The sequence below is a fragment of the Eisenibacter elegans DSM 3317 genome (assembly GCF_000430505.1).
Lineage (GTDB): Bacteria > Bacteroidota > Bacteroidia > Cytophagales > Microscillaceae > Eisenibacter > Eisenibacter elegans.
In genome coordinates this window covers 198139-224115 of record NZ_KE387154.1, presented here as the reverse complement: position 1 = coordinate 224115, position 25977 = coordinate 198139, and the positions used below count along the sequence as shown (strand labels likewise).

The following is a 25977-nucleotide window of genomic DNA, read 5'->3' as shown; positions in this document are numbered from 1 at the left end:
ACTTCACCAATTAACAATAAAATTCGTAATTAATCAAATCTATCGTTTTTTTTGTAATTGATTTTGGTGTATTGAGCTTGTTAGTTATTGAGTTACAATTTTCGTGCTGTTTTTACAACTGTATGGCTACGAGTGTCATGTCATCACGTTGCTCGGCGCGTCCTTGATGATTAACGATAGCCTCTATGATTTTGGCTTGTTGGGTTTGGAGTGGCTCTGTGGCTAGCTCTTGTAGGAGTTGGCGAAGGGGAATTTCTCCAAATTTTTTGCGTCGGGCGTTGGGGTTGTCCGCAATGCCGTCAGTACAAAGGTAGATGAGGCTTCCTGTTGTGAGGGTGATGGTTTGGTTATGGAAGCGGCGCTCGATTTCGTGTTGCCAGCCTCCGATAGCCTTGCGCTCTCCTTGGAGTACTTGCAGTTCGGTGTGGCCTTGGGGCAGGTAATAGAGTGGGCGTTTGGCTCCGGCAAAGGTAACTTCAAAATCTGCTTCTGATACGTGTCGAACACTACAAATGGCTACATCCATACCGTCGTGATTGTCTGTGTTCTCTTGTTTGAGGCGTTGGCGGATACCAAGATGCAGTTTTTCGAGAATGGTCGAAGGGCTGATATGGCCATCGTTATTGACGATTTCGTTGAGCAGTGAATTGCCTATCATACTCATAAACGCGCCCGGTACACCGTGGCCGGTACAGTCTACAACTGCGACGATATAACAATCTTTTTTGCGGCTGACCCAGTAGAAGTCGCCTGACACGATGTCTTTGGGGCGGAAAATCACGAAGCAGTTTTTGAAATACTGCCGCAACACTTCTTCTCCAGGTAAGATAGCCTGTTGGATATTGAGGGCGTATTGAATACTGGCAGTGATGAGTTTATTTTTTACTTCGAGCGTCTCTTTCTGTTGTTTGAGTGCATCTTGAGTCGATACCAGTTCTTCCATATTTTGGCGCAGCTCCTCTTCTTGAGACTTGAGGGCTTCGTAGCTGAGGCGGAGTTGTTCTTCTTGGCTCCGCATTTTTTCATAAGCCTTGCGCAAGACGGTTTCGTTGGCTTCGAGTTTTTGGTTTTTGCGGGCTACCTCTTCTGAGGTTTTTTCTAGCTCGATTTGCTTCTGCTCCATGGCCTCTTGGGTGGCTACCAGTTCTTCCATATTTTGGCGCATTTGCTCCTCTTGCTCGCGCAAGATTTGGGCTTGGTAGCGCAGCTCTTCTGTGAGTTGTTTGGACTCGGTTACGTCGAAAGCCAGCTCAATGACTTTGTAGACCTTGCCTTCGGCATTGGTAACGGGGGAGTATACCGTATTGATCCAGAAGCGTTTTTTGTCTAGCCCATAGCGTTTGAATTCTCCGGGGTAGGTGGCTCCTTCGCGCAGGTTATCCCAGAAGAAATCATACTCATATGAGTCGGCATAGCGCGAAGGGATAAACATTTTGTGGTAAAAGGTGCTTTGTTCTTGCCAGTCTTCGGGCAGGGCAAAACGCTGTATAAAGGCGCTGTTGGCGGCGATAAGCTCTCCGTCGAGGGCATACTCAGCCTTGAGCACGCTACTGCTGTCGATGGCGCTCATTTGTCCTAAAAGCTCTAGCTGGGTAGCTTGCATTTGCTCTTGGATGGCTATCAGCTCTTCAACATTTTGGCGCATCTCTTCTTCTTGGGCGCGGAGGCGCTCGTTTTGCTCTTGTTGCTCTTGGAGAGCTGCTTCGATAGCTACTTTTTGCTCTAGGATGAGCTCATTTTGGCGCTGTATTTCTTCTTCTTGAAGCTTTCTTTCGCTGATATCGCGGATGGTGGCGGCGAGGAGTTTTTTGTTTTCAAATTCAAAATAGCTCATCATCACCTCTGCATAGAACACCCGCCCTTGGAGGGTTTTATGTTGCCATTCAAAGAAGTTGGTGCCTTTTTCTATGGCTTTCTGGATACGGCGATTGATGAGCTCGGCAGAAGATTTGCCATTTTGTTGTTGCTCGGGCAAGAACTTTGTCATAGCGTGCCCGATGACATCGACCTTGTGTTTGCCTTCAAAAAGAGCTACCGCAGCCTCATTACAGTTGATAATTTGAGCCCCTTCTAAGAGCCAGATGGCATCACGGGAGTTTTCGAAGATGGCTGTTTTCTTTTGTAGTTCTGATTGCAGGGCGATGGCCTCTTCGAGGGCATGACGTAGTTCGCTCTCCTGTGCTTGTAAGATGGTGTTTTGTGCCTCGCTTTCGGCCAGCAACTCCTGTACCCGGGTGATGTCAAAGCCGATATTGAGCACCTTGATAATCTGCCCTTGGGCATCGCGCACAGGGGAGTAGATAGCATCTATCCATTTGAGGTTGCCTTGTTTGTCGTAGCGTTTGTATGTACCCGAGAGGTACTCGCCGTTCAGGATACGCTCCCAATCGGTGCGATACGCTTCATCATTGGCATAGGCTTCGGGTAGTAGCTGTCGGTGGTCTAGCGTGAGTACTTCTTGCCAGTCGTATTCAAAGAAACGCATAAACGACTGATTGACCTTGAGGACTGTACCCACAGGGTCTATTTCGGCATAGATGATATTGCTGTTTTCGAGGGCGGTCAATTGGCCAAAAAGCTCTCCTTGGGTGCGCGCCATTTCTTCTTGGGTCGCAATGAGTTCTTCCATATTTTGGCGCAATTCCTCTTCTTGAGCGCGGAGGCGTTCGTTTTGCTCTTGCAGCTCAAGGGTTTTTTCTTCTACCTTGCGCTCCAGCGCTTTGCGCTGGAGGCGTATGCGGTAGATATTGAGCCAAACAATGGCAAAAATAACACCTGACCCTCCTACGACATAGAGCAGATAAGCCCACCAAGTGCGGTACCACGGGGGCAAGATGACAAATTGGTAACGTGCCTCTTGGCTGACAAGCCCGGCTGCGTTTTGTGCCCGCACTCGGAAGGTATACTTTCCAGGGCGGAGGTTGGTATATTCTTTTTCGAACTTGCTGTTCCAAGGCGACCAATGGTCTTCAAACCCTTCTAGCAAGTAGCTGTATAGCGTTTGTTTGGGTTGTGCTCCGGCGTTAGATCCAAAAGCAAAGCGTAAACTATTGAGTGCAAAAGGCAGCTTGAACACCTCTGTGCGAGGTTGTTGTATGCTGAGTTTTTTATTTTTTTCGCGGTATATGCCCATCGAAAAGATGGAGTCATTGTCGCTGGCATCTTCTTGTACCAAGCGCAAGTATGCTTTAAAGGGGGTATTGCGTTTGGTCTGGTGTTTGGGTTGGTAATAGGTCAGGCGGTTATCGTGTATGATGAGCAGGGTTCCGTCGGGGTTAAAGTGGAGGGCACGCACTTTTTGTAAGCGACGAAACTTGCGGTCGTCTAGTTGGTATGTACCGTCTTTTTGTGGATACAATTGAATCACACGTCCTTCACAAACAAGCCAAATTACACCCTTGCCATCTTGGTGGATGAATGTAGTGGCTTTTTTCCCATAGGCTCCTAGTACTTGTTGTAAAGCGGTATGTGGCTCAAAAATATCTTTTTGGGGGTTATATCGGTACAGTCCTTTACCGCTCCCTACCCATACTTCGCGCCCTATCAGGGCCGGGTAGTTGTGTAGTTGTAGGGGTAGGCCCTTGGTTTGGTCGTAGCGAGCTTGTTTCAGGATACGGCTATAGTCTTCATTCAGTTCAATCTTGCTCAGGCCGTGTGCGGGGTCTGCTACCCACCATATCCCACGGCGTTGCTCTATCATTTGGGTACTGGCCGAAACGGCCTCAAAGTCAAAACCCTTGAGGATACCTTCATCTTCCCAGCGTTTGTTTTTCCAGCGCAATACGGCGATGCCGTTGGTTGTACCAGCCAAGACTACTTCGGGGTCTTTGGTATTGGCCAAAAACTCTATCCGCTTGCGCGAAACATCCCGTACCTTGTTGTTGGCATCCAGCTCATAAAGCCCATTGATATGCCCTACCAACAGGCGGTCTTGGGCAACAGCCAAAGAAAGGATGAAATTAGTGGTGTTGGGAACTAGCGTGAAGGGTGCTACCTTTCCTTTGAGCCAATCATCTGCCCCAAGAGGGGTGGCTTGCATGAGTGCACGCGAGGTAGCCAGATATTGCCTGCCCTGATATTGGATAGGCAATTGGGCGTCGCCCTCTAGCCCAAGGCGCTCATCGATGGTATAAAAAGCTGTGTTACGCTCTACAAAAGCAATCCCGTTGCTGAGGCAAAGCCAAAGATTGCCTTCGGTGTTCTCATATACTTTGTAGATGGTATTGTCGGGTAGGCCACGGTTACGGTTAAATAGGCTGACAAGTTCGCCTTGTGTGTTGATGATGGCCAAGCCCTGTGTGAGGGTGGCTACAGCGATAGTACCATCTCGGAGTACTTCGGTTTTGTATACTTGCGCTTTGTTGATAAAGTCGGCCACTGGTGGGTTCCAAGGTTCAAACTGACCGTTTTTGTAGCGCATCAGGCCGTCTTCTCGTGTAAAGGCCAAGAAGCTGTTGTCGGGCAGACCTACCCAACCATAGAGCCGTACATCAGCCATTTTTTCCCCATCGGCCATCAACATCATCTGCCCTTGGTGGTATTTGAGCAGGCCCTTACCTACCTCGCGTACATATAGCTCTTCGCGTACGGTATGGGCGATGTGAAAAGTGCTGCCTTCGCTGGGCAGGCATACTTGAATACGGTTGTTTTGGTAGAGGTAGATGGCTGTAAAGGTACAAAAAGCGATGCCGTACTTGGTCTTGTATACATTCCAAACCTCAGTAAAACGTCGTTGTCCTTCAGGAATAAGTGGCAAGAGTGAGGTATACTGCCAGCGCCCGCGTTCGTCATAATCGAAGTAGCCAATCTCGCCAATGGCTCCGACATAAAGCCGCTGGTCATCCCCAAATACCATCGAGCGCAAACGGGTACGAGAGGGAAGCTCGTGTAGTTGCCAACGCAGCCCATCAAACTCCAACAGACCTTGGTTGGAACCAAAATAGCTTACCCCCCTAAAGTCTTCTACTACTCCCCAGATATTGCGATCAGCATTGTATTCATCAGAGGTATATAAATCAATATGTGGTAGCCCTTCCAACAACTGTGCGTGGGCTGTTGGGATGAACGAACAACAAAGAAATAGTATGTATAAAAAATAATAACGTTGGGCTTTCATTCAGGGTATATGCCGATGGTAATAAGCTGTGTTTGTGAAGTTTTTGTACAGCAGAAGCCCGTACAAAATAGTGGTAGCAAAATTAAGGGCTATTTGTGAAAATCCTGCTTTTGCTCACAATAAGTTTGCGAAATTCTATTTATTTGTTCAATTTTTACGCCAAAACAATTCTCAAGCCTTTTTATATTAGTCGGATATGCCAACAAACCTAATAGATTTACGTAGCGACACCCTTACCAAGCCTACTGCTGCGATGAGACAAGCAATGCTGGAAGCCGTTGTGGGAGATGATGTGTATGACGAAGACCCTACTGTGGTGGCTTTCCAAGATAGGGTCGCGGCAATGTTTGGCATGGAGGCAGGGTTGTTTTGCCCTTCGGGTACAATGACCAACCAAATAGCCATCAAATTGCTTACTCAACCTCAAGATGAGGTCATTTGTTATAAAGATGCCCATATCTACAAATATGAGGCTGGAGGCTTGGCTTTCAATGCCTTGATTTCTAACAAGCTGGTAGACGCGCCTAGGGGATTGCTCACGGTAGCGCAGTTGCGCCCGGCGCTCAATCCAGATGATATTCACTATCCGGTTTCGCGCCTTGTAGCTCTCGAAAATACCGTCAACCGTGGGGGAGGAAGTTGTTATCGGTTGAGTGACATTGCGCCTATTGCAGATTTTTGTCAAGAACAAGGGCTGGGGTTACACCTCGACGGTGCGCGGTTGTTCAATGCGTTGATTGCCACTGGCGACAAGGCCGCCGATTATGGGCAGTATTTTGATACCATCTCCATCTGTTTTTCCAAAAGTCTCGGTTGTCCGGTAGGGTCGGTGCTTTTGGGGCCAGCGGCGGCTATGCAGCGTGCCAAGCGCTTGCGAAAAGTGTTGGGCGGAGGAATGCGCCAAGCGGGCTTTTTGGCGGCTGCAGGCTTGTATGCCTTAGACCACCACATCGACCGGTTGGCTGATGATCACCGTCGCGCTAAGCTTATCGGCCAAGCATTGGAGGCCGTGCCTGCCATTACCGAGCTTTTGCCGGTCGAAACCAATATCGTCATTGCGTATTTTGAGCACGAGGCCGCCGCCGCGAATTTCTACAACTACCTCGCGCAGGCAGGGGCAAAGGTAGGCCGTATTGGGGCAGATGCTGTCCGGATGGTAACCCATCTTGATTTTGACGACCTACAGCTGGAGCGCCTAATGACACTGATTCGGCAGTATAAGGGATAGCCATAAAGTGTTGACGGGTGATGAAGCCTCATCACCCGTCAACGTCACTATTCAGTCGCTTATTTGCCCTTAAATTCGGGCTTGCGTTTCTCTAAGAAGGCCTGCATCCCTTCGTGGAAGTCGTGTGTGCCGGCAGACCAACCAAAATACTGTGCTTCTTTTTGATAGCCACGCTCTTGGCTGCTGTATACAGCATTGACAGACTTGATGACCATCTCGACGGCCAGAGGGCCCGAAGAAGAGATTTTCAACAGAATCTCCTTACACTTCTTCATCAAATTTTCTTGTGAAGACACGACGTGGTTCACAAGCCCCAGTTCTTTGGCTTCTTTGGCCGAGAGCGAGTCGCCGGTCATAATCAGTTCTAGGGTTTTGGCCTTGCCGATGCTTTGGGTGAGGCGCTGTGTGCCTCCGAAGCCGGGCAATGTACCAAGCTTTACTTCGGGCAAGCCAAACTTGGCGTTCTCTACAGCCACACGCATATGGCAGGCCAGCGCCAGCTCACAGCCGCCACCTAGGGCATAACCATTGACGGCAGCAATCACAGGCTTGGTGCAGTTTTCGAGCATTGCATACACATCTTGCCCGTTTTGTGAATAACGCTTGGCGTTTACTTCATCCATTTTTACCAACTCCGCAATGTCTGCGCCGGCAGCAAAGGCTTTGGTGCCCTCTCCTGTAATAATGACACTCTTGATGTCTTCGCGCTCATACACTTGCTGCATTGCCCAGCGGATATCCTCTATTGTCTGAAAATTGAGGGCGTTGAGCTTTGATGCGCGACAGATAGTGATGGTAGCAATGCCATCTTGGTCTACTGTCAGGCGTATGTTTTTGTGGGTAGGGTCTACTTCTTGAAATATAAAATTAACCATAATGCTTTGGTGTTTATAACTCTCAAATGTAGGGATTTGACCCCTAATTATCAAACAATCAATACGATTGCCTGTTTAAACACAAAATTATCCTATGGAAGTACCAAGCCTGATAGTTTTGTTTATCTGCTTGATTGGTAGTACTTTATAAAAATCAGTGTTGCCTCACATTAACCGACCAATGCCTCTCTTTGTTTGGTTATTGGGAAAGGCTCATTGAGCATTGGGCGGCTTTTAGGGGTTGTTTGTCCAAAATTTGACCTATCCCTCTGGCAGCGCATTTTTTTTGGCGTTCAATATAGGACAAAATGCTGCTTGGGTTGCTTATCTCGTCCTAGCAAAATGCCCATCCAAAACAAGTCTAGGCTGAGCTTTATCTCTGCTCGGGCACAAAGCTGCGCCCAAGCCTGCTCCATTGCTGCCGACCAGTGGATGTCGTCTATTACCCAGCAAGTCCCTTCGTGGGTGTAGGGCAGACAGGCTTCAAAGTAAGCCAGTGTAGGAGCCAACTGATGGTTGGCATCCAGATATACTAGGTCCAAGGGGCGCTCTAACTGTCTCAATACCTGTGGTAGGGTATTGGCCAGTGCACCTGTGTGTAGGTGGATGTTGGGGAGCTGTAGTTGTGTGAACTGTGCTTGGGCAAATGCGCTTAGCTGTGGGCAGCCCTCGATGGTATGAATTTGGGCTTGAGGGCGCGCTGCTGCCAAATAGGCCGTGCCCATGCCTACACAAGTACCTGTTTCGAGAATGGTTTGTGGGGCAAAGCTTTGCACTAGGCGGTACAACAAGCGCCCTTTCTGCTGCCCACAGGCACTATGTCGTACCAAATGCCCAATGTGGCGGCGCTTGGAGGAGCCTGTGCGTGAGCCTGCACCAAAGTCTTGGATGTCTATCGTCTGGCGGCTTTTGGCCAGCTGTGTGTAGTGTTGCTCTAGTTTACCGGGGTATACAAACGCATCGCGGCGTGGCCGATAGACAGTGGTATAAAACTGATAGACAAAAGGAGAGTGTAGGCCGTGTGCATTGCGTGCACGCAGCCGATGGAGTAGATAAGCCCGAAGCAAAATAAAAATCGACTAATTGAGGAGATAAGGAACCACCAAGGTAAACTCCGGAATAGTAGCACGGAAAGACTTGCCATCCAAAATGCGCTCCATCAGATAGTTGCCGCGCATCTTACCCATCCCGGTGCGTAAGTTACAACCCGATACATACTCGTATACGTCGCCGGGCTCTAGGATAGGTTGTTGCCCTACTACTCCTTCGCCTTCTACCTCTTTGAGCGTTCCGTTGGCATCGTAGATGTACCAGTGCCTGCGCAAAAGCTGTACGGTGTGGGGGCTTTCGTTTTCGATACGAATCCGGTACGTGAATACATAGTGAAACTGTTGCGGACTGGAGTAGTCTGCTTGATATTGCGTCAGCACACTGATTTTAATGCCTTCAGAAACTTGTGTAGCCATAGTACTAAGTAGGAATTTTTGAATGGCCGATGATTTGATAAAGGTACAAACTCCTTACTAAAAACACAACAAATCTGCGGCCACAGGGGCGCGCAAAGACGTATTTTTAACAAACTTTTTGTTTGTCCACTTTTTTTGGGCAAATTTATACCTAAATTCAAAGGGGTTTGTGGGTTCACAGAATTTGATTTTCTTGATTATCAAGGATTTTCAAAATAGGTGTTTCCCAGTTTTGATTGGGTACAAACAATCAAGATGATGTCATTTTTTTGTTAAACACGCTCTATAGCAATATTGTTTTATTAAAAAATATGGATGTAAAAATTGCAGATTCTTGGAAAAGCCATTTGGTTTCAGAGTTTACCAAGCCTTATTTTGAGGCCTTGACCTTATTTGTCAAAAATGAATACAAGAGCCATACAGTATACCCTCCGGGCAAGCAGATTTTCAGTGCTTTCGAGCATTGCAGCTTTGAAGATACCAAGGTGGTGATTCTAGGTCAAGATCCGTATCACGGGCCAGGGCAAGCCAATGGCTTGTGTTTTTCGGTGAATGATGGTATTGCTATTCCACCATCATTGCGCAATATTTTCAAGGAAATCAATACAGACCTCGGCAAGCCCATCCCCAAAAGCGGCAACCTAGAGCGCTGGGCCAAGCAAGGCGTACTATTGCTCAATGCCACCCTGACGGTTCGTGCGGCTGAAGCCGGCTCCCATCAGCGCAAAGGTTGGGAGACGTTCACCGATGCGGTCATACAGGTCTTATCTGACCAAAAAGAGCAACTTGTTTTTATGCTTTGGGGCAAGTATGCACAAGACAAGGGAAAAAATATTGATACCCAAAAACATCTTGTGCTCAAGGCATCACATCCTTCGCCCTTGGCCAGAGGGTTTAATGGTTGCCAACATTTCAGCCAAGCCAATAACTATCTAACCCAAAACAATCTGCCCGAAATTGATTGGTAATCTATTAGATCTTGTTTAAAATTCACGACACTGGACATTTTTCAAATCCCACAGTTAAAGCTGTGGGCTAAGTCTCATTTTACTCCCAAAATGAGGCCTCAGCTCCGAGCTACTTTTCCAAAAATGTCCAGTGGGGTGTTTAAAAAATACCCTTCATCTACACCAAAACGCTGTTTTTGGCCTGCTAAGTCGTTAAAAATGCTCGCCCTCGCGCCTACATTTCTTGCCTAGTATCAGTACACAAATCATTTAACACATATTGCCTATTTTGTGGGTGATTACTAAACAAAAACCCTTCAAGGGCTAGAAGCCTTTGAAGGGTTGTCATCACAAGGGGTGTGATGAATCTTGGGATATCCTCCGGTATGGCTAATGACAAATACGCGGGGATGGGCAAGATTTTTATTTTTTGGCCAGCATCCGTTGTTTAAAAGCGGCCTTACCCTCATCGAGGAAGTCATTGAATTTGGAGATGTTGAGCTCATAACCCACCGGACGCACCAAGAGCTGCCCGTTGTGGTCGAGTAGGCAGTAGTAAGGTTGGGCGTTGTTATTGAACTTACGCACCTGCAAATCTATATTTTGGGCACCAATGGTTTTTTTTACTTTTTGGTCGTTGGGCGAGGTATACCAAGCTTCTTCGGGGAGCTTGGTGCGGTCATCTACATAAAGGGCAATGAGCACATAGTCTTCATCTAAACGACGCATTACGTTTGGGTCGGACCACACACGGGCCTCCATCTCTCGACAGTTGGCACAACCGTGGCCTGTGAAGTCAATGAATACCGGCTTGCCTACCTTGCGGGCATAAGCCATGCCTTCTTCATAATCAAAGAAGCCTTTCAGATTATGAGGAAATTTAAACAAATTGACATAGAGGCGATCTGATGGCAGTTGTGTTTTGGGCGTGTAGCCGGCATACATCGCGGTGCCTGTATTGGCAATATTGAACTCTTGTGTTGTTTCGGGAGGGAGGTAGCCCGAAAGCATCCGCAGGGGTGCTCCAAACATGCCGGGGATAAGATATACTACAAAGCTTAAAATCAGGATACCCATAATGGCCTGTGGTACGGGCACAAATGCTTGTGAGCTGTCGTGTGGGAAGCGGATGGCTCCCAACATATAGAAGCCCCATACAGCAAAAATCACAATCCATAGAGCCAAGAATATTTCCCTTGGCAGGATATGCCAGCCATAGACCAAGTCGGCTTGACTCAAGAACTTAAGCGCTAAGGCCAACTCCAACAAGCCCAAGGATACCTTTACCTTGTTGAGCCAGCCCCCCGACTTGGGCAGGTTGTTGAGCCAAGAAGGGAAGAGAGCAAACAAGGTGAAGGGCAGAGCCACGGCTGTCGAAAAGGCAATCATCCCTAAGACGGGTTTGATGACTTCGCCCTTGGAGGCCATCACCAAGATAAAGCCTACTATAGGGGCTGTGCAAGAAAACGATACCAAGGCCAAGGTAAAAGCCATAAAAAAGATACCATAGTAGCCGCCTTTGTCGGCTTGGGCATCGGCCTGATTGACCCAAGAGGCTGGCAATACTAACTCAAACATCCCTAGAAATGACAGGGCAAAAACGACCAAGAGAGAGAAGAAAAACAAGTTCGGTAGCCAGTGTGTGCTGAGCCAGTTGTTGAAACCTGCACCATAGAAAAAGGCTACCAATGTGCCCAATATGGTGTAAATCAGGACAATAGACCCACCATACACGAGGGCTTTGGTAATTCCTTGGGCGCGGGTGCCGCTTTGTTTGGTGAAGATGCTGACCGTCATCGGAATCATTGGGAACACACAGGGCGTAAACAAAGCCGAAAAACCTGCCAAAAATGCTAGACCGATAAAATAAATCAAGGCCACATTGGTTTCTTGCTCAGGGTTGGCCTGTAGTGGGTCTAGGGTATCTGTTGCGGCTAGTTGGGCGTTGGTGCTGTCTGTTGTAGCGGTATTTGCCATATTATCAGAAGCAGTATCTTGCTTGGCAGCCAAAGAGTCTTTTGTTAGGGCTTCATCTTCTTCGGCCTTGGTGTCAGCCTTGGTATTTTCCTCTTTTGGCGTGTCTTTGGCAGGTTTTGCCTTGATGTTTTTGAAGCTGAAATCACTTTCGAAAGGGATACATTTCCCATCTACATCCGAACAGACTTGATAGCTGTAGGTGCCTTCGATTTTGGGGTTTTCGGCCAAGATTTTGACCCGTTGCCTAAACTCTCCCTTTTTCTTGAAGTAGGTATACTCCCCCTCCCAGATGTCGTCATACTTTTTTTGTGGGTTAATAGGGCGGATACCACCGAGGAGCTGGTAAGAAGGGTGAGGCGTAAAGCTAAACTCCGTTACTTGCGGGCCTAGGTTAGGGTCAAAATCAGAGGAGTAGAGGTACCACTTGTCGTCGATGGTAGCCGTAAAAATCAGCTCCAGCTCATCGCCTACGGTTACTTCTGTAGTCGAGAGGCTCATCTGCCATTTGGCCGGTTTGAGTATTTGTGCTTGTAGCCCTTGCAAATTCCAAAGGCAAAACAAAAGCGCAACACTCCAAGGGTAAAGTCGCATAGTCTTGTGAAGTTTTAAGTGGAGTAGTCTGTGTTCGGATGACAACCTGAAAACACTACTGTTTTTACAAAAGTTCTTTGTTTTTTGGCTGCTCAGCCATAAGACAGCCTGTAGGGGATAAAAGTTGACCTTTTGCCCCCAAAGAGACAAAAGGTCAGGAAGTATTGCCTAAGATTTCGATTTGGCGGGGCTTTCAAAAAGCAGCTTTAGCTCTGTGGCATCGTCGGGCTTCATTCTGCCGGCCAAGATGAGGCGCAGCTGCCGTCGGCGTAGCGCTCCGGCATACAGTTCTTGCTCCTCAGGTGTTTCGGGGATTACTTCGGGCACATTGATGGGAGTGCCTAATTGGTCTACTGCCACAAAAGTAAAAAAAGCACGGTTGGTGGCCTTCTTACGAGAGGCGGGGATGTTTTCGGCTACTACATCCAAGAAAACCTCCATAGAGGAGTTGAACGCACGGGTAACCTTGGCTGTAATCGTAACCACATCTCCCAATGAAATAGGCTCACTAAAGGTAATATTATCTACAGAGGCCGTTACCACAATGCGGTTGGAGTGTTTCTGGGCAGCGATGGCTGCTACAATGTCCATCATATGCATCATACGCCCTCCCATTAGGTTGTTGAGCGTGTTCGTATCATTCGGCAAGACCATTTCGGTCATCGTTGTCAACGATTCCGAAGCAGGTTTGGCATTTCGCTTGACCATAAGTATCGATTTTGTACCGGCAACAGCCGGAATGGTGGAACTTTGGGCAAAGGTACGATTTATGATTGACGATTCGGGATTTACGATTCGTCAATTGTAATTTGTTTATTCTTCCAGCAAGTTGTTTTGTTCCAACATTTTGAGCACTTCATTTTTATAATTTCGCCCAATAGGTACTTCCTTTCCGCCCACCTCTACAAAAGCAGCAGAAAAGCTTTCGATTTTATCTACAGCTACAATGAACGAGCGGTGAATGCGTAAAAACTTTTGCTCTGGCAATTTCTCCTCCATATAGCTGATTTTTTGGTAAGAGATGACCTCCTTCTGTTCTGTTCTTACGCGGATGTAGTCCTTGAGGCTTTCGATGAAGAGGATGTCTTTGAGGAAAATCTTTACCATTTTCTTATCCGCCTTGAGGTAGATAAAGCTTTCGTCATAGCTGCTATCCGCAGCTGGGGCAGTAGGCAGAGGGCGCAACGCGGCTCCGGCTTCTTGGAAAAGCTCTTGAACCTTGTTGACAGCCTTGAGGAAGCGGTCAAAAGAAATCGGTTTGAGTAGATAATCTACGGCATTCATCTCATAGCTTTCCAGCGCATAGTCGCGGTAAGCTGTTGTAAAAATCACCTTTGGGGGGTGTGATACTGTTTTGAGGAAGTCGATGCCGGTGAGTTTGGGCATTTGGATATCCAAAAACATCAGGTCTATGGCCTGTTGTTGTAAGATGTTGAAGGCCTCTACTGCATTGGCACACCGGGCAACCAACTGTAGAGAATCGATACGCTCAATATAGTTTTCAAGAATATCTAAGGCCAACGCTTCATCATCTACGATGATACACTTGAGTTTCATACATTAACAGGGGCTTGTGAGGAGACTTGGCTCGGGCTTTTGTGTGTGTGCATCTCAGTACCTAGGCGTACTTTGAGCACAATCATATAGGTATTTTCTTCGTCAAAAATTTTCAACTCGTGGCGGTCTTTGTAGAGGAGTTCCAGTCGGCGGCGCACATTTTGCAGGCCTATGCCGTGGGCATAGTCTTGTTGGGCGCGCCTGAAGTGAGCCGGGGCTTTGCTATTTTCTACCTTGAAGGTGAGCATATCGTCCTTGATGACCAAGTCCAAGCTGACCCAGCTTAGCTCTATCTCCCCGCTTACTCCGTGTTTAAAAGCGTTTTCAACAAAGGGTAGCAAGAGCATTGGGGCAATGCGGCGGCCATTGATACCCCCCGAAACATTGAACACGACCTCGGCGCGGTCGCCATACCGTACCTTTTCTAAGGCGATATAGTTTTGGAGATACTCTACCTCTTTTTCGAGAGTAGTATATTCTGTATTGGACTCATAGAGCATGTAGTTCATTAAGTCCGACAGACGAAGTACTACTTCGGGAGCCACATCTGATTTCTTGAGTGTCAGGGCGTAGAGGTTGTTCAATACATTGAACAGGAAGTGTGGATGTATTTGTCCTTTGAGAAACTTCAGCTCGGCTTCTAGCTTTTCTTGTGCCAATGATTTGGCATTTTGTTGCTCCTTGTACCATAGTTTCAAAATTTTGATAGAAGTCGCCAAAAACAAAATAGCGCTCAGCGAAAAGGTATATTGAATCAGCTTGTGGACGTGCCAGAAGGTACACCATTCGCAGTCGGTCAGGGCTTCAGGATAATAACGAGGGTAGATAAAGTAATACACCTCTACCCGCATCAGCAGTACGGCCAACACCAAGAGCGTAAACAAGGAGCTCAGAAACAGCGCATAGCGTTGTTTGAGCAACAAATAGGGCAACAACACATACAAGCTCAGGTATACTACCGCCAAACGAATAGGCAAAAGATAGAGTTGTATGACAAACTCTTCGTAATACTTCCCTTTATGGCTGCCCACCAATACAATAAAAAAGCTCAGGTAGCATACCCAAAGTATGATGTGTGCTAGGAGGCGGTTTTTGATAAAGGGCACACCTTTGGACAAGTTCAGTTCCATAATATATCCTTAGAGATGGTTTCTGACATAAGACAAGCGGATAAACTCCCAACAAAGCCCCAACAAAACTACAGGTACTTGCCGGAAACGCGATTGTATTGGTGATATTTGAGGGCGATAGCTTATGGTCAGTAAAATACAATTTATCAAAAATACCGCAAAAAGAGGGGAAAGGTTTGCTTTTTTTTGGCTTTTAGACCAATGCGTTGTGTTTGAGCCTCAACGACACTTTTGGCGCTGCAAAAGGTATTATCAGGGTAGGCAGCGGGTTTCTGTCGTAAGAAGGTGTTTTTGGGCAAATCAAAAAGAGCCCGCCAAAGAATGATTTTGACGGGCTGCAAACAATTAATCTTGTTGTGGAGTAGCCAAGGCGGGAAAATCCTTAGATTTTACCAGTGTATTGAAGGCCGGCACTTCTGTAGTCAGCACTTGCTGCCACTTGGCCAGTTCTTGGTCTATTTCGGCAGTGATGGCCTGCTTTACCTCCAACATCCCATCAGTGGGGCGGTGATTGCCCATCTGTATCAAGGATACCAAGGCGCTGAGCTTGTTGTTGAGCCTGATAGGATAGTTGAGCGGGTCTTGCCCGCTACGGTTCTTGGTTTGGTACAAGGCCTCTTCGATAGCTGTGATTTGTTTTTCTATTTCTTTGGCCTTGGCTACCACATCCGCCCCTTGTTCGTTTTTGGCAAACTGCTTGGCAATGCGTTGTAGGTCGGTACGCATCTCCCGGATGTGCAAGATGGCCTGATGGGTTTGGTTGAGTTTTTCGTGAATTTCGCGTACAAACTGGAGTTGCGCCTGTGCGTCGGTTTCAGAAGCTTCGCTGCGAGGGTCCCGCAGCACTTCAAAAGGCTGTGTCAGTACTTCCCCCCCGATAGTCAGGCGGGCTTGGTATTTGCCCGGCACGGTACGCGCCCCTTGGGTACCTCCGGCCCATAGAATCATTCCATCGGGGAGCAGGGCATCGTCATAGCGCATATTCCAAACCAACATATTGGCTCCTTGTTTGAGCGATAGCTTGTTTTGGTTTTGGCCTTGTGGTGGATGTGTGCTGAGTGTGCGAAGCACCTGCCCTTGGGCATCCAGAATCTCCAGCGTGGCCTTGGTCGAGGTATCGGGCTTCTGTGGCAGGTAGAGGTGCATCGTCAAGCCGTTGGGAGGGTTTTGGCCCTGTAGCAGCGGATTGTAGCCGTAGCCCGAACGTATGGTGTTGTATGTTGGGGCGATGGGGTGTAGGTAGGGTTTGTTGGCCTTGGCTGCTTCGGGAGCTGTTTGGAGCAGGTGCAGGTCATCCAAAATCCAATAGCCGCGCCCTTGGGTAGCCGCGATGAGGTCATTCTCCTTGACAGCCAAGTCGGTGATGGGCACGATGGGCAGGTTGAGCTGAAGTGGTTGCCAACGTTTACCATCATCCCAAGAGACATACACGCCGCGCTCCGTACCGGCATAAAGCAAGCCCTGCCGGGCGGGGTCAGCGCGTACAACGCGTGTGAAATGGTCGGGAGCGATGCCCTGTGTGATGAGTGTCCAAGTTTTGCCGTAGTCTGTTGTTTTGTAAAGATACGGCGTAAAGTCATTGGACTTATACCGTGTGCCGGCTACATATACCCCGCCATCGTTGAAGGGGTCAGGGTCAATGCTGTTAATCATCATCCACTCGGGCATTTGCTTGGGCGTTACGTTAATCCAAGTTTGGCCGCCGTCGCGGGTCAGGTGAATGAGGCCGTCATCGGAGCCAGTCCAGATAAGGCCGGGCACACGCTTCGATTCTGCAAAGGCGAAGATAGTACCATAGTACTCTACACTGGTGTTGTCCTTGGTGATAGGCCCACCAGAAGCACCCATGCGGGTAGTGTCATTGCGGGTGAGGTCAGGGCTGATAGCTGTCCAAGTTTGTCCCTCATTGGTGGTTTTGAACAACACGTTGGCAGCGGTGTAGAGTATATTTTCGTCGTGTGGCGAAAAGGCAATCGGGAAGTTCCACTGGAAGCGGTATTTGAGATTTTTGGCGGGGTGGCCTATCGGGTTGTCGGGGTATACATCTACGGAGCGTTCCTCTTCGCGGGCGTGGTCGTAGCGGGTGAGGTAGCCACCATACGAAGTACCATAGACAATATCATGCTTTGTCGGGTGTGGGGCAATGTGTGCGCTTTCGCCGCCAGCAGTTACTTGCCAATGCGATTCCGTAATACCGCCTTCATTGCTTTGGCTGCTGATACGGAGAGCCGTATTGTCTTGTTGGCCGCCGTAAATGCGGTAGGGGAAATAGTTGTCTACTGCGATGCGGTACATCTGTGCCGTCGATTGGTTGTGATAGGTAGACCAACTCTGTCCGCCATCCATAGATACTTGTGCGCCACCATCATCAGCAATAATCATCCTTTCGGGGTCGTCGGGGTCTATCCAGAGGTCGTGGTGGTCGCTGTGTGGGGTGGAGATGGTCTCATAAGTGCGCCCGCCATCCTTAGAGCGATGAAACTGCACATTGAGCACATAGACCACATCGGGGTTTTTGGGGTCGGCTTCGATGCGGGTATAGTACCAAGCGCGTTGACGCAGGGAGCGATCTTCGTTGATTTTTTTCCAAGTTTGCCCAGCATCATCAGATCGGAATACCCCGCCGTCGTGGGCTTCGATGATGGCCCATACCCTGTTGGGGTTGGCCGGAGAGACCGTAACGCCGATGATGCCTAGGGTGCCTTTGGGCAATCCTTGCGCCTCCTTGGTCAGCTCTGTCCAGGTGTCGCCGCCGTCGGTGCTCTTCCAAAGGCCGGAGCCTTCGCCCCCGCTTTCGAGGCTGTAGGGTGTACGGATAACACGCCACGTAGCGGCATACAACACTCTTGGGTTGGAGGGATCCATCCGTAGGTCTACCGCGCCGCTTTGGTTATTCACAAAAAGCAAGCGTTGCCAGGTATTGCCCCCATCGGTAGAGCGGTATACCCCCCGTTCTTGGTTGGGGCCGAAGAGGTGGCCAAGCACTGCTGCATAGACGATGTTGGGGTTTTTGGGGTGAATGCGGATGCGGGTGATGTGCCGCGAGTCGGCTAGGCCGATGAAGCGCCAAGTTTTGCCCCCATCTTCAGATTTCCACATCCCGTCGCCGTGAGACACATTGCCTCGGACAGTTTTCTCGCCCCCGCCTACGTAGAGGATATTGGGGTCAGACTCGCTGATGGCCACCGCCCCAATGGAGCCACCAAAGAAGCCATCGGAGATGTTGCGCCACGTGCCACCAGCATCAATACTTTTCCATACGCCACCGCCGGTAGCGCCAAAGAAAAAGACATTGGGCTTGCCCCGCACCCCCGTAACGGCAGCCGAACGCCCCCCACGGAAGGGGCCGATATTGCGCCACTGGAGCGACTGTAAGGCCGCAGGCGCTACGACAGCCTCAGAAGTAGTGGCTGCTGATTTTTTTTGCTGCCCATACACACTGGGCAACAAAACATAACAGAAGAGGGTACAACACAAAAGCTTGTGGTAAAAATAATGCTTCATATCATAGGAGAGTTTAATTGAAAAAGCACATCGGCAATTTAGCCCAAATGCTGTTGTGATACTAAAAACAAATCCATAACTTGCCTTGGGAGCATTGTTCTGAGTCTGTAAATATGTCAGTATCAATGATTACTTTGCAAGAGTATTGCAAAATAACCCACTGTTATTGCGCAAACAAACCATTTTGTCAAATAACAAAGACCTCCTAGGCTTAGAGCTTGTCTAAAATTCTCTTCATCGACACCAAAACGCCGCTTTTTGGCTGATACTTCGTTAAAAATGCTCGCCGTAGCCCTCCCACGATTTTAATTGTGGGCTGAACATAAGGCCTGCGCTTTTTGTCTAGTATCAGCGCAAAAATCAGCTATTTTGAGTACCGCGCTGAAAATTTAGACAAGCTCTTAGACCAACCAACTACGAACACAAAGAGCCTTGAATGTATGCAGGAAGCACAATTTATTCAACAACACGCAGACAAATGGCGTACTTTTGAAGCACAGCTGGGACAAAAACAGGTTAAAGACCCCGAGAAATTAGCCAATTTGTTTATTGCCATTACCGATGATTTGGCCTTTGCCCGCACACACTTTCCCCAAGGGCAAGCCGTCTCTTATCTCAATGCGATGGCTGGGAAGGTATATCAAGAAATTCATCAAAAACAGCGGTTTGACCGGGCTGCTTTTGGGCGTTATTGGCTCATAGACCTACCCTTAAATGTATACCAAATGCGCTGGTATATGCTCTATAGTCTGTTGTTTTTTATGGCTTTTGTGGCCTTAGGCGTATTGTCCAGCCACCACGACGAAAACTATGTCCGTATTATCTTGGGAGATGCGTATGTGGACCAAACCCTCTACAACATCCAGAACGGCGACCCGCTGGCCATCTACAAACAAACAAATGCCTTTGGGATGTTTTATTATATCGCCAAAAACAATCTCTCGGTAGCTTTTCGGACTTTTGCTGCCGGTATACTGTTTTCTGTGGGTACGGTATATATCTTGGCGATCAACGGTGTGATGTTGGGTACTTTCCAATATATGTTTGTGTCGCACGGCCTACTGGCCGAGTCAGTGCTTACTATTTGGATACACGGTACCATCGAAATCCTTTGTATTGTCATTGCTGGAGGCTCAGGCATATTACTGGGCAGCAGCTGGCTTTTCCCGGGCACATATAGTCGTGTAGAGAGTCTCAAAAGAGGCGCAGCAACAGGCGGGCGGGTATTGTTGGGTTTGATTCCCTTTATCATCGTGGCCGCCGCCTTGGAGAGCTTTGCTACGCGCCACACCGAATGGCCCAATATTATCCGTGTCGGTATCATCTTGTCGTCGTTGGTTCTGATGGTGGGGTATTTTGTTTATTGGCCTTGGCAAGTAGCGCGGCGGCTAGCCCGCCAGCCCAAAAGGCTTGAAGAAGACGCTGAACCCACACTCTCAGAGCTGTTGGCCTTTATCACGATGAAGTCATGAAAAAGCATCTATTACTATCCTATCCCAACTACTTTTGGGTAGGGCTGGTGTGTGTGCTACTGTGGGGCACTAGCGCCACGACTTTTGCACAAAAACACCAAACTACTGCCACAGCAAAAACTCGGAAGTTTGACGAGGAGGCTTTGAAGCGTTATTATCAAGATCCGGAGTTTGACTATCTGACCAAAACCAAGCAGGTCGAGTTTGACGATACACCGACATGGTATGAAAACTTACTCATGCAATGGTACTATTGGCGGATGCGGATTTCTGACGCTATTCTGAACCCCTCTTGGGACAACCCCCTCAGCATCCTGACGTGGTCGTTGTTTGCTTGTTTAGCCGCCCTGATTGTACTCAAGTTACTGAATGCCAACATCGGCCTATTCGCACACAAGAAAAACCTCTACAACTCCTCCATAGACAACCTACACGAGCCGCTGCCCAGCGCACAATCGCTCGAAGCACTGATACAAAAAGCCCTCAAAGAACAAGCCTATGCCGAGGCGCTACGTTGGCAATACCTAGCGCTCATAGAGCAGCTCATCAGCCAAGGGTGGCTACGCAAGGAACTACAACGCACCAATAATGAATACCTCATACAACTGACACAACACCCGCACTACGAGCAAATACGCGCCTGTACGCAATTGTTTGAATATGGATACTATGGGGGATTTCCTATCCAAAGTACGCACTGGGAGCACGCAAGGTCGCTTTTTATGGCCATACAGCCTAGCAAACCTCCAAAGACCTAGACCCAAACCGCAGCTGAAAAATATCGGGGCATTTTCCAATCTCGGATATTTTTGCTTTTTTAGAACATCGAAAATACCCTTATTACACTAACCCCTTAAAGAATATGAAAATCATCAATGGAATAGCAGAACTCAAAGCCCTAGAAGGCAGCGAAATAGGCACTAGCGATTGGCATACCATCAGCCAAGACCAAATCAACGCCTTTGCCGATGCTACCGGCGACCACCAGTGGATACACATCGACATCGAAAAAGCCAAGACTTTTTCTCCATTTGGAACAACCATCGCCCACGGCTTCCTGACGATGTCGCTCGCGCCGATGTTTATGGACCAAATATTCAAGGTCGAGGGAGTCAAAATGGGCATCAACTATGGCCTCAACAAACTGCGTTTTACCTCGCCTGTGCCTGCCGGTGGGCAGCTGCGTGTCAAAGCTGTTTTGGCAAAACTAAGCCCTTTTGAGGGTGGCCAACAAGCAGAAATGCACCTGACCTATGAGCTCAAAGGCCAAGATAAACCGGCCTGTATCGCAGAGTTTCTGATGCGTTTTTATGTATAGCCAAACACGGCATTAGCCGTCGGCTACGATGCCAACAGTCTTTGCTGTATACACTGTAAGCGAGATAATCAAGTGTGTTGAGTACTCGTTGGGAGTCCTTCCCCAACAAACACAAACACGACTGTGTTTGCGCCCTAAATATAGCGTTTAGACAAGCGCTTATCGTGTTTGCAGTGTATCAGTCTATCTGTTTTTAGTACAACCCATATACCCAAAAAAACTCATATGACCATTTATCAAAATCCTCTGGTTGACATCCGCCTTGACAACCAACTGCACAGCATCAGCGAAACTTGGAAATTGGCCTATCAAGAGCCTTTTACCCTCGAAGTATTGACCCAAGCCGTGGGGCAGGGTTTGCAAGCCTTCAAAGAAAATGCCCTCACTAAGTATATGGTAGATATCACTGACCGCCCCCGCCTGAGTACTGCCCACGAAGTGTGGCTCGAAACGCAGTTTTATCCAGAGTTGGTGCGCAACCGCCTACATACCTTTGTGGTAGTGAGCGAGCGAGATATTATACGCCCCGGAATCATCAAAAATATTTTGCGCCGCCTGAACGAAGATATACACGTAGAGATTTTTAACAAACGCGCCCCGGCAGTGGCTTGGCTGAAGAGCCTCAACCAATAAAAATATATCCAATATTAAGGCTTTATCTCTTCGTAGTCGATATACTCGCCTATGGAAGGCTTGGCCTTGGTAGCAGACGGTGTGGAAGATAACGGAGGCTTGGCCTTGGTGCGGATAACCACCTCAAAAGGGCTTAGCCACCGAATAACACGCCCCAAAAAACGATGAAACCGAAATAGGGCATATACCACCAACGCGCAGAAAAACAACATTTTCATAGGCCAAACAAAACCATTGGTAAGCAATACAGAAGCACAAATATAGGGATTATCGTCCATTTGCCCCAAATACAAGCCCAAACGAAAAAACCTCCTCAAAAAGATTGGGGAGGTTTTTGTGGTTCCAATATTAAACAATAACTCTATCCATCAATTTCATAACGCTTTAGGCATAGATATTTGCTTATACGCAAAATCAGCTGCGGCGTTGCCTGCAAACAGTAAATATTTTGTCTATAACCCAAGCCTAAGCAGCGTACTTTTATTCCTAAAAACATATCATGAAGCTAAGCATTTGCGTAAATTGGAAAAAAAGTGCTAGTTTGACATTTATATAGCGTGAGTTTGCTATTTTCACGCTCAAAACCCAAAACCAACACAACAGTAATCCAATGAGTTACCGCATCGAAAAAGATACTATGGGCGAGGTACAAGTACCTGCCGAAAAATATTGGGGCGCTCAAACCCAACGCTCTTTGCAAAACTTTGCCATCGGCAATAACCGAATGCCCGATGAAATCATCAAGGCTTTTGCTATCCTCAAAAAAGCAGCCGCCCAAACCAATCAAGCCCTAGGGGTGATGGATGCTGAAAAGGCGCAGCTTATCAGCCAAGTGTGCGATGAGATTTTGGCCGGAAAGCTCGACGATCAGTTCCCGCTTGTTGTATGGCAGACCGGCTCGGGTACACAGTCGAATATGAACGTGAACGAAGTAATAGCCAACCGTGCGCACGTCATCGCCGGCGGCCAACTAGTAGACGAGAAGAAGAAAGTACACCCCAACGATGATGTCAACAAATCACAATCGTCTAATGATACCTTCCCAACAGCGATGCACATTGCGGCCTACAAGCTGATTGTGGAAGAGACGCTGCCCAAAATCCAGGGGCTGCGCGATGTGCTCGACCAAAAGGCCAAGGCTTTTGCCAATGTAGTCAAAATTGGCCGTACACACTTTATGGATGCTACACCGCTTACGCTGGGCCACGAGTTCTCAGGGTATGTAGCCCAACTTGACTTCGGGATGAAAGCCCTGCGCAATACCCTAGCCCACCTTAGCCAGCTTGCCTTGGGCGGCACCGCAGTAGGTACGGGGCTGAATACGCCCAAGGGTTATGCCGAATTGGTAGCCCAAAAAATTGCGGAGTTTGCCGGGCAGCCGTTCATCACAGCCGAGAATAAGTTTGAAGCCCTAGCCGCGCACGATGCTATCGTAGAGACCTCTGGCGCACTAAAACAGCTGGCCGTAGCGTTGATGAAAATAGGCAATGACATTCGTATGCTTAGCTCTGGGCCTCGCAGCGGTATCGGCGAAATCCTCATCCCCGAAAACGAACCCGGCTCCTCTATCATGCCCGGCAAAGTAAACCCTACCCAGTCTGAAGCCCTGACGATGGTCTGCGCCCAAGTCATTGGGAATGATACAGCCATCTCTATCGGTGGGGCTACCGGGCATTTTGAGCTCAATGTATTCAAGCCGATGATGATTTATAACTTGCTCAACTCTGCCCGCCTATTGGGCGACGCTTGCGAGTCCTTCCGCGCCAACTGTGCCGTAGGCATTGAGCCAAACTACCCGATGATCAAACGTCATTTGGAAAATTCTTTGATGCTCGTAACAGCGCTCAATCCACATATTGGCTACGAAAACGCGGCTAAAATTGCTAAAAAAGCACACGCCGAAGGCACTACACTCAAAGAAGCTGCACTAGCACTTGGCTTACTCACTGCCGAACAATTCGACCAATGGGTAATTGCTGAAAAAATGGTGGGCGGATTATAACATTTTGGAACTCATTTTGTAACCAACTTTTACCGTTCAATTATTTAACCCTATACGAACTCTATGAAAAAGCCATTATTTCTCGTAGTACTACTTTCGGCTTTTGTGTTGGCACCCCTTGTACAAGCACAAGATATGACCAAGGCTGAAAGAAAAGCACTCAAAAAAGAAGCAAAAAATATGGTCAAAAACCTCGACGAATTCCGCCAACTCAAAGAAGACAAGGAATCTGCCGAGAACCGCGCCAGTGCTTTACAGGATGAAATCGACCGCCTACAAAACAAACAACGCTCACAGGCCGATGAAATCACCCGCCTACAAGCTGAGTTGAACGTACGCAACGAAAAAATCCGTGAGCTAGAAGCTAATGGTAGCAACAACCCCGGAGGCTCTCAAATCCCCTCAAAAGGTGTATACTTTACTGTACAGCTGGGCGCTTACCGCAACATCGACCTACAAGGCAACGGGCTTGTAACCAACAACGACCTCAATGCTACTACCGATGACGGCCTCAACAAATACGTACTTGGCGTATTTACTGACCACAGCAAGGCTTCTGAGCTACGCGACTATGTGCGCCGTATGGGTGTCAAAGACGCTTGGGTAGTTGCCTACCGCGACGGAGTACGTGTAGATGTAAAAGATGTATTGAAATAAAGCCTGCTTACCGGCAGCACTAATTGACAACAAATGACACGCCACCCATTAAAGACACTCCAGTGTTTGGTGGGGGCTGCTCTCTTGTGCTTATTCCCCTTGCTTACTCAAGCACAGGGAATAAGCGGCAAAGAGCGCAAACGCCTCATCAAAGAACTCAAAAACCTCTACAAAAATATAGAGGAGTATAAGGAAAAAAAAGATCAGCTCGCCCTCAATCGCCTGGCTTATCAAGAGCTAGATGAGAAACATAGCGCGCTCAAAAGGCAATATGCCGCCCAAGGCGAAGAGCTGACCGAATACCTTACTAAGGAACAGCAACTGCGCGCCGAAATCGACTCTCTCAAAAAAGCGATTGCCGAAGGCTCCTATCAACCAAATGGAGAAAATAAAGCCCCTTCCAAGTACCGTATCCCTACAGAGGAAACGGTCTTTGTCGTGCAGTTTGATGTCTCCACGATGAAACCGGCACGCCTCGACGAAAAAGGCACTCCTGTCTTTAGTGGAGATACTGACGCTGACGGTAGCAGGAAATATACCCTTGCCTACTTCAAAAACGAGGAAGATGCACAGAAATTTAGAAAATATCTCCAAAGCATCGACATCCCCAAAGTAATCGTAACAAAATACCAAAATGGCCAAAAGGTAAAATGATGCATCAAAGATATTTCCCAACTTACCTTATCTGCTTGTTGTGTGTGATGACGATAGCGCTGGGTAACACACCCTTACAGGCGCAAAAAATCACTGCCCAAGAGCGTAGCCAGCTCAAAGCCGAACTCAAAACTTTTGGCCGAAACCTGCCGCTCTACAAAGCTTTTTCAGACTCTATCAGCACGATGAAAGTCAAGCTCACCGAAAAAGAAGCCCAAGTAGCCAAAATCGAAAGTGAGTTTAAGAAAAGAGAAAACGAACTACGCGACAAGAAAACCTTGGTCAAAAACTTGCTCCGAGAACTGCAAGAGCTCTACAACCAATCTCCGGCACAGCAAAAGCACGATATCTATATGAAGTTCCAAATAGGGGCTTTTGAAAATACAACCGCCACCCGATACCTCGACAACCTGCCCGAGTTTGTAGACAGCGAAATTTATCAAGATGAAGCCGGCAAAACTTTCAAGGGCTATACCGTCGGATATTTCAGCAATGTAGACGAAGCCCGCACGCTCTGGAAGTATCTCTTGATGCATAGTGTGCCCAATGGCAACTTAGCCGCTATGGAAAATCTCGGTATCAAGGATTTGTTTGAAAAGCATAAGCCGAAGGCTCAAATCTTTATTCGCTATTATGATAGCAAAGGTAAACGCCTTAGTGTTAAGGATTTGCCTAGCGAATACCTCTAGACGGATTATCCTCAGATAAGATATATTCTATTTGAGAATCAGGGCCACCAAGTCAAACTGGGCATAAGGGGGTATTCAAAAAGCTACCCATTAATCGACCCTGTAGGGGGCGCACGCTCAACGACCTAATGTGTTACAAACATCTCATCCCTTCGGGATGA

The 25977-nt window shown here is 48.0% G+C and carries 20 protein-coding genes; 10 read left to right on the top strand and 10 right to left on the bottom strand.

Going from position 1 to position 25977, the window contains the following annotated elements:
- Positions 1-112 precede the first annotated feature (112 nt).
- On the bottom strand, positions 113-5116 hold the full coding sequence (locus G499_RS0116880) for a SpoIIE family protein phosphatase (RefSeq protein WP_027000908.1): 5004 nt from the start codon (positions 5114-5116) through the stop codon (positions 113-115).
- 196 nt (positions 5117-5312) lie between these two features.
- On the opposite strand from G499_RS0116880, the gene G499_RS0116875 reads away from it, so the two are divergent.
- Positions 5313-6344, top strand: a complete 1032-nt coding sequence (locus G499_RS0116875) for a threonine aldolase family protein (protein WP_027000907.1) — start codon at positions 5313-5315, stop codon at positions 6342-6344.
- Positions 6345-6403: 59 nt separating this feature from the next.
- Here the strand turns inward: G499_RS0116875 and G499_RS0116870 are convergent, their stop codons facing one another.
- The 3 genes from G499_RS0116870 to apaG form a co-directional block, all read right to left on the bottom strand.
- Positions 6404-7219 carry an enoyl-CoA hydratase/isomerase family protein gene (locus G499_RS0116870; RefSeq protein ID WP_051296352.1) on the bottom strand — a complete coding sequence of 272 codons (816 nt, stop codon included), beginning with the start codon at positions 7217-7219 and terminating at the stop codon, positions 6404-6406.
- A gap of 293 nt (positions 7220-7512) precedes the next feature.
- A complete protein-coding gene (locus G499_RS0116865) occupies positions 7513-8286 on the bottom strand; it encodes an O-methyltransferase (RefSeq protein WP_027000905.1) in 774 nt (257 codons plus the stop codon).
- A 12-nt stretch (positions 8287-8298) separates the two neighbouring features.
- A complete protein-coding gene (apaG, locus tag G499_RS0116860; protein ID WP_027000904.1) occupies positions 8299-8685 on the bottom strand; it encodes a Co2+/Mg2+ efflux protein ApaG in 387 nt (128 codons plus the stop codon).
- Positions 8686-8996: 311 nt separating this feature from the next.
- Between apaG and ung the strand changes: the two genes are divergently transcribed.
- Positions 8997-9653 (top strand): uracil-DNA glycosylase, encoded by a 657-nt coding sequence (gene ung, locus G499_RS0116850; RefSeq protein ID WP_027000903.1) that lies wholly within the window; start codon positions 8997-8999, stop codon positions 9651-9653.
- Positions 9654-10055: 402 nt separating this feature from the next.
- Here the strand turns inward: ung and G499_RS0116845 are convergent, their stop codons facing one another.
- The 5 genes from G499_RS0116845 to G499_RS20540 form a co-directional block, all read right to left on the bottom strand.
- Positions 10056-12200 carry a protein-disulfide reductase DsbD family protein gene (locus G499_RS0116845; RefSeq protein WP_027000902.1) on the bottom strand — a complete coding sequence of 715 codons (2145 nt, stop codon included), beginning with the start codon at positions 12198-12200 and terminating at the stop codon, positions 10056-10058.
- A gap of 168 nt (positions 12201-12368) precedes the next feature.
- A complete protein-coding gene (locus G499_RS0116840) occupies positions 12369-12908 on the bottom strand; it encodes an acyl-CoA thioesterase (RefSeq protein ID WP_027000901.1) in 540 nt (179 codons plus the stop codon).
- Between the two features lie 105 nt (positions 12909-13013).
- A complete protein-coding gene (locus G499_RS0116835) occupies positions 13014-13757 on the bottom strand; it encodes a LytR/AlgR family response regulator transcription factor (protein ID WP_027000900.1) in 744 nt (247 codons plus the stop codon).
- Entirely contained in the window at positions 13754-14887 is a 1134-nt protein-coding gene (locus G499_RS20545) for a sensor histidine kinase (RefSeq protein ID WP_051296351.1), read from the bottom strand. The genes G499_RS0116835 and G499_RS20545 overlap by 4 nt, the downstream gene beginning before the upstream one ends.
- A 345-nt stretch (positions 14888-15232) precedes the next feature.
- Positions 15233-18391, bottom strand: a complete 3159-nt coding sequence (locus tag G499_RS20540) for a VPS10 domain-containing protein (protein ID WP_081413865.1) — start codon at positions 18389-18391, stop codon at positions 15233-15235.
- 440 nt (positions 18392-18831) lie between these two features.
- On the opposite strand from G499_RS20540, the gene G499_RS20535 reads away from it, so the two are divergent.
- From G499_RS20535 to G499_RS0116800, 4 genes are all read left to right on the top strand, one after another.
- Positions 18832-19863, top strand: coding sequence for a stage II sporulation protein M (locus G499_RS20535; protein WP_051296350.1), 1032 nt, complete (start codon positions 18832-18834; stop codon positions 19861-19863).
- The gene (locus G499_RS0116810) at positions 19860-20621 is read left to right on the top strand and encodes a DUF4129 domain-containing protein (protein WP_027000898.1); all 762 of its coding nucleotides are present in this window, start codon (positions 19860-19862) and stop codon (positions 20619-20621) included. Before G499_RS20535 ends, G499_RS0116810 begins: the two co-directional genes overlap by 4 nt.
- A 104-nt stretch (positions 20622-20725) precedes the next feature.
- Positions 20726-21181, top strand: coding sequence for a MaoC family dehydratase (locus tag G499_RS0116805; RefSeq protein WP_027000897.1), 456 nt, complete (start codon positions 20726-20728; stop codon positions 21179-21181).
- A gap of 225 nt (positions 21182-21406) precedes the next feature.
- Positions 21407-21814: a hypothetical protein gene (locus tag G499_RS0116800; RefSeq protein WP_027000896.1), complete on the top strand. Its 408-nt coding sequence runs from the start codon at positions 21407-21409 to the stop codon at positions 21812-21814.
- Between the two features lie 14 nt (positions 21815-21828).
- Here the strand turns inward: G499_RS0116800 and G499_RS0116795 are convergent, their stop codons facing one another.
- A complete protein-coding gene (locus tag G499_RS0116795) occupies positions 21829-22092 on the bottom strand; it encodes a hypothetical protein (RefSeq protein ID WP_161627780.1) in 264 nt (87 codons plus the stop codon).
- 332 nt (positions 22093-22424) lie between these two features.
- Here G499_RS0116795 and fumC point away from each other — a divergent pair, with 332 nt between their 5' ends.
- The 4 genes from fumC (at position 22425) to G499_RS0116775 (ending at position 25816) form a co-directional block, all read left to right on the top strand.
- Positions 22425-23816, top strand: coding sequence for a class II fumarate hydratase (fumC, locus tag G499_RS0116790; RefSeq protein ID WP_027000894.1), 1392 nt, complete (start codon positions 22425-22427; stop codon positions 23814-23816).
- Positions 23817-23879: 63 nt separating this feature from the next.
- Complete coding sequence (locus G499_RS0116785) at positions 23880-24473, top strand: coiled-coil domain-containing protein (RefSeq protein WP_027000893.1); 594 nt, start codon at positions 23880-23882, stop codon at positions 24471-24473.
- Positions 24474-24506: 33 nt separating this feature from the next.
- Complete coding sequence (locus G499_RS0116780) at positions 24507-25127, top strand: coiled-coil domain-containing protein (RefSeq protein WP_027000892.1); 621 nt, start codon at positions 24507-24509, stop codon at positions 25125-25127.
- Entirely contained in the window at positions 25124-25816 is a 693-nt protein-coding gene (locus G499_RS0116775) for a hypothetical protein (protein ID WP_154658515.1), read from the top strand. The genes G499_RS0116780 and G499_RS0116775 overlap by 4 nt, the downstream gene beginning before the upstream one ends.
- The last annotated feature ends 161 nt before the right edge of the window (positions 25817-25977 follow it).

Excerpts from the sequence above, each read along its gene's own strand:
- G499_RS0116805 (WP_027000897.1), top strand. The coding sequence starts at position 20,726 with ATGAAAATCATCAATGGAATAGCAGAACTCAAAGCCCTAGAAGGCAGC.
- G499_RS0116880 (WP_027000908.1), bottom strand. The coding sequence starts at position 5,116 with ATGAAAGCCCAACGTTATTATTTTTTATACATACTATTTCTTTGTTGT.
- G499_RS0116775 (WP_154658515.1), top strand. The coding sequence starts at position 25,124 with ATGATGCATCAAAGATATTTCCCAACTTACCTTATCTGCTTGTTGTGT.
- G499_RS0116845 (WP_027000902.1), bottom strand. The coding sequence starts at position 12,200 with ATGCGACTTTACCCTTGGAGTGTTGCGCTTTTGTTTTGCCTTTGGAAT.
- fumC (WP_027000894.1), top strand. The coding sequence starts at position 22,425 with ATGAGTTACCGCATCGAAAAAGATACTATGGGCGAGGTACAAGTACCT.
- G499_RS0116835 (WP_027000900.1), bottom strand. The coding sequence starts at position 13,757 with ATGAAACTCAAGTGTATCATCGTAGATGATGAAGCGTTGGCCTTAGAT.
- G499_RS0116810 (WP_027000898.1), top strand. The coding sequence starts at position 19,860 with ATGAAAAAGCATCTATTACTATCCTATCCCAACTACTTTTGGGTAGGG.
- G499_RS0116780 (WP_027000892.1), top strand. The coding sequence starts at position 24,507 with ATGACACGCCACCCATTAAAGACACTCCAGTGTTTGGTGGGGGCTGCT.
- G499_RS0116870 (WP_051296352.1), bottom strand. The coding sequence starts at position 7,219 with ATGGTTAATTTTATATTTCAAGAAGTAGACCCTACCCACAAAAACATA.
- G499_RS20545 (WP_051296351.1), bottom strand. The coding sequence starts at position 14,887 with ATGGAACTGAACTTGTCCAAAGGTGTGCCCTTTATCAAAAACCGCCTC.
- ung (WP_027000903.1), top strand. The coding sequence starts at position 8,997 with ATGGATGTAAAAATTGCAGATTCTTGGAAAAGCCATTTGGTTTCAGAG.
- G499_RS0116800 (WP_027000896.1), top strand. The coding sequence starts at position 21,407 with ATGACCATTTATCAAAATCCTCTGGTTGACATCCGCCTTGACAACCAA.
- G499_RS0116875 (WP_027000907.1), top strand. The coding sequence starts at position 5,313 with ATGCCAACAAACCTAATAGATTTACGTAGCGACACCCTTACCAAGCCT.
- G499_RS20535 (WP_051296350.1), top strand. The coding sequence starts at position 18,832 with ATGCAGGAAGCACAATTTATTCAACAACACGCAGACAAATGGCGTACT.
- G499_RS0116795 (WP_161627780.1), bottom strand. The coding sequence starts at position 22,092 with ATGGACGATAATCCCTATATTTGTGCTTCTGTATTGCTTACCAATGGT.
- G499_RS0116785 (WP_027000893.1), top strand. The coding sequence starts at position 23,880 with ATGAAAAAGCCATTATTTCTCGTAGTACTACTTTCGGCTTTTGTGTTG.
- apaG (WP_027000904.1), bottom strand. The coding sequence starts at position 8,685 with ATGGCTACACAAGTTTCTGAAGGCATTAAAATCAGTGTGCTGACGCAA.
- G499_RS0116840 (WP_027000901.1), bottom strand. The coding sequence starts at position 12,908 with ATGGTCAAGCGAAATGCCAAACCTGCTTCGGAATCGTTGACAACGATG.
- G499_RS20540 (WP_081413865.1), bottom strand. The coding sequence starts at position 18,391 with ATGAAGCATTATTTTTACCACAAGCTTTTGTGTTGTACCCTCTTCTGT.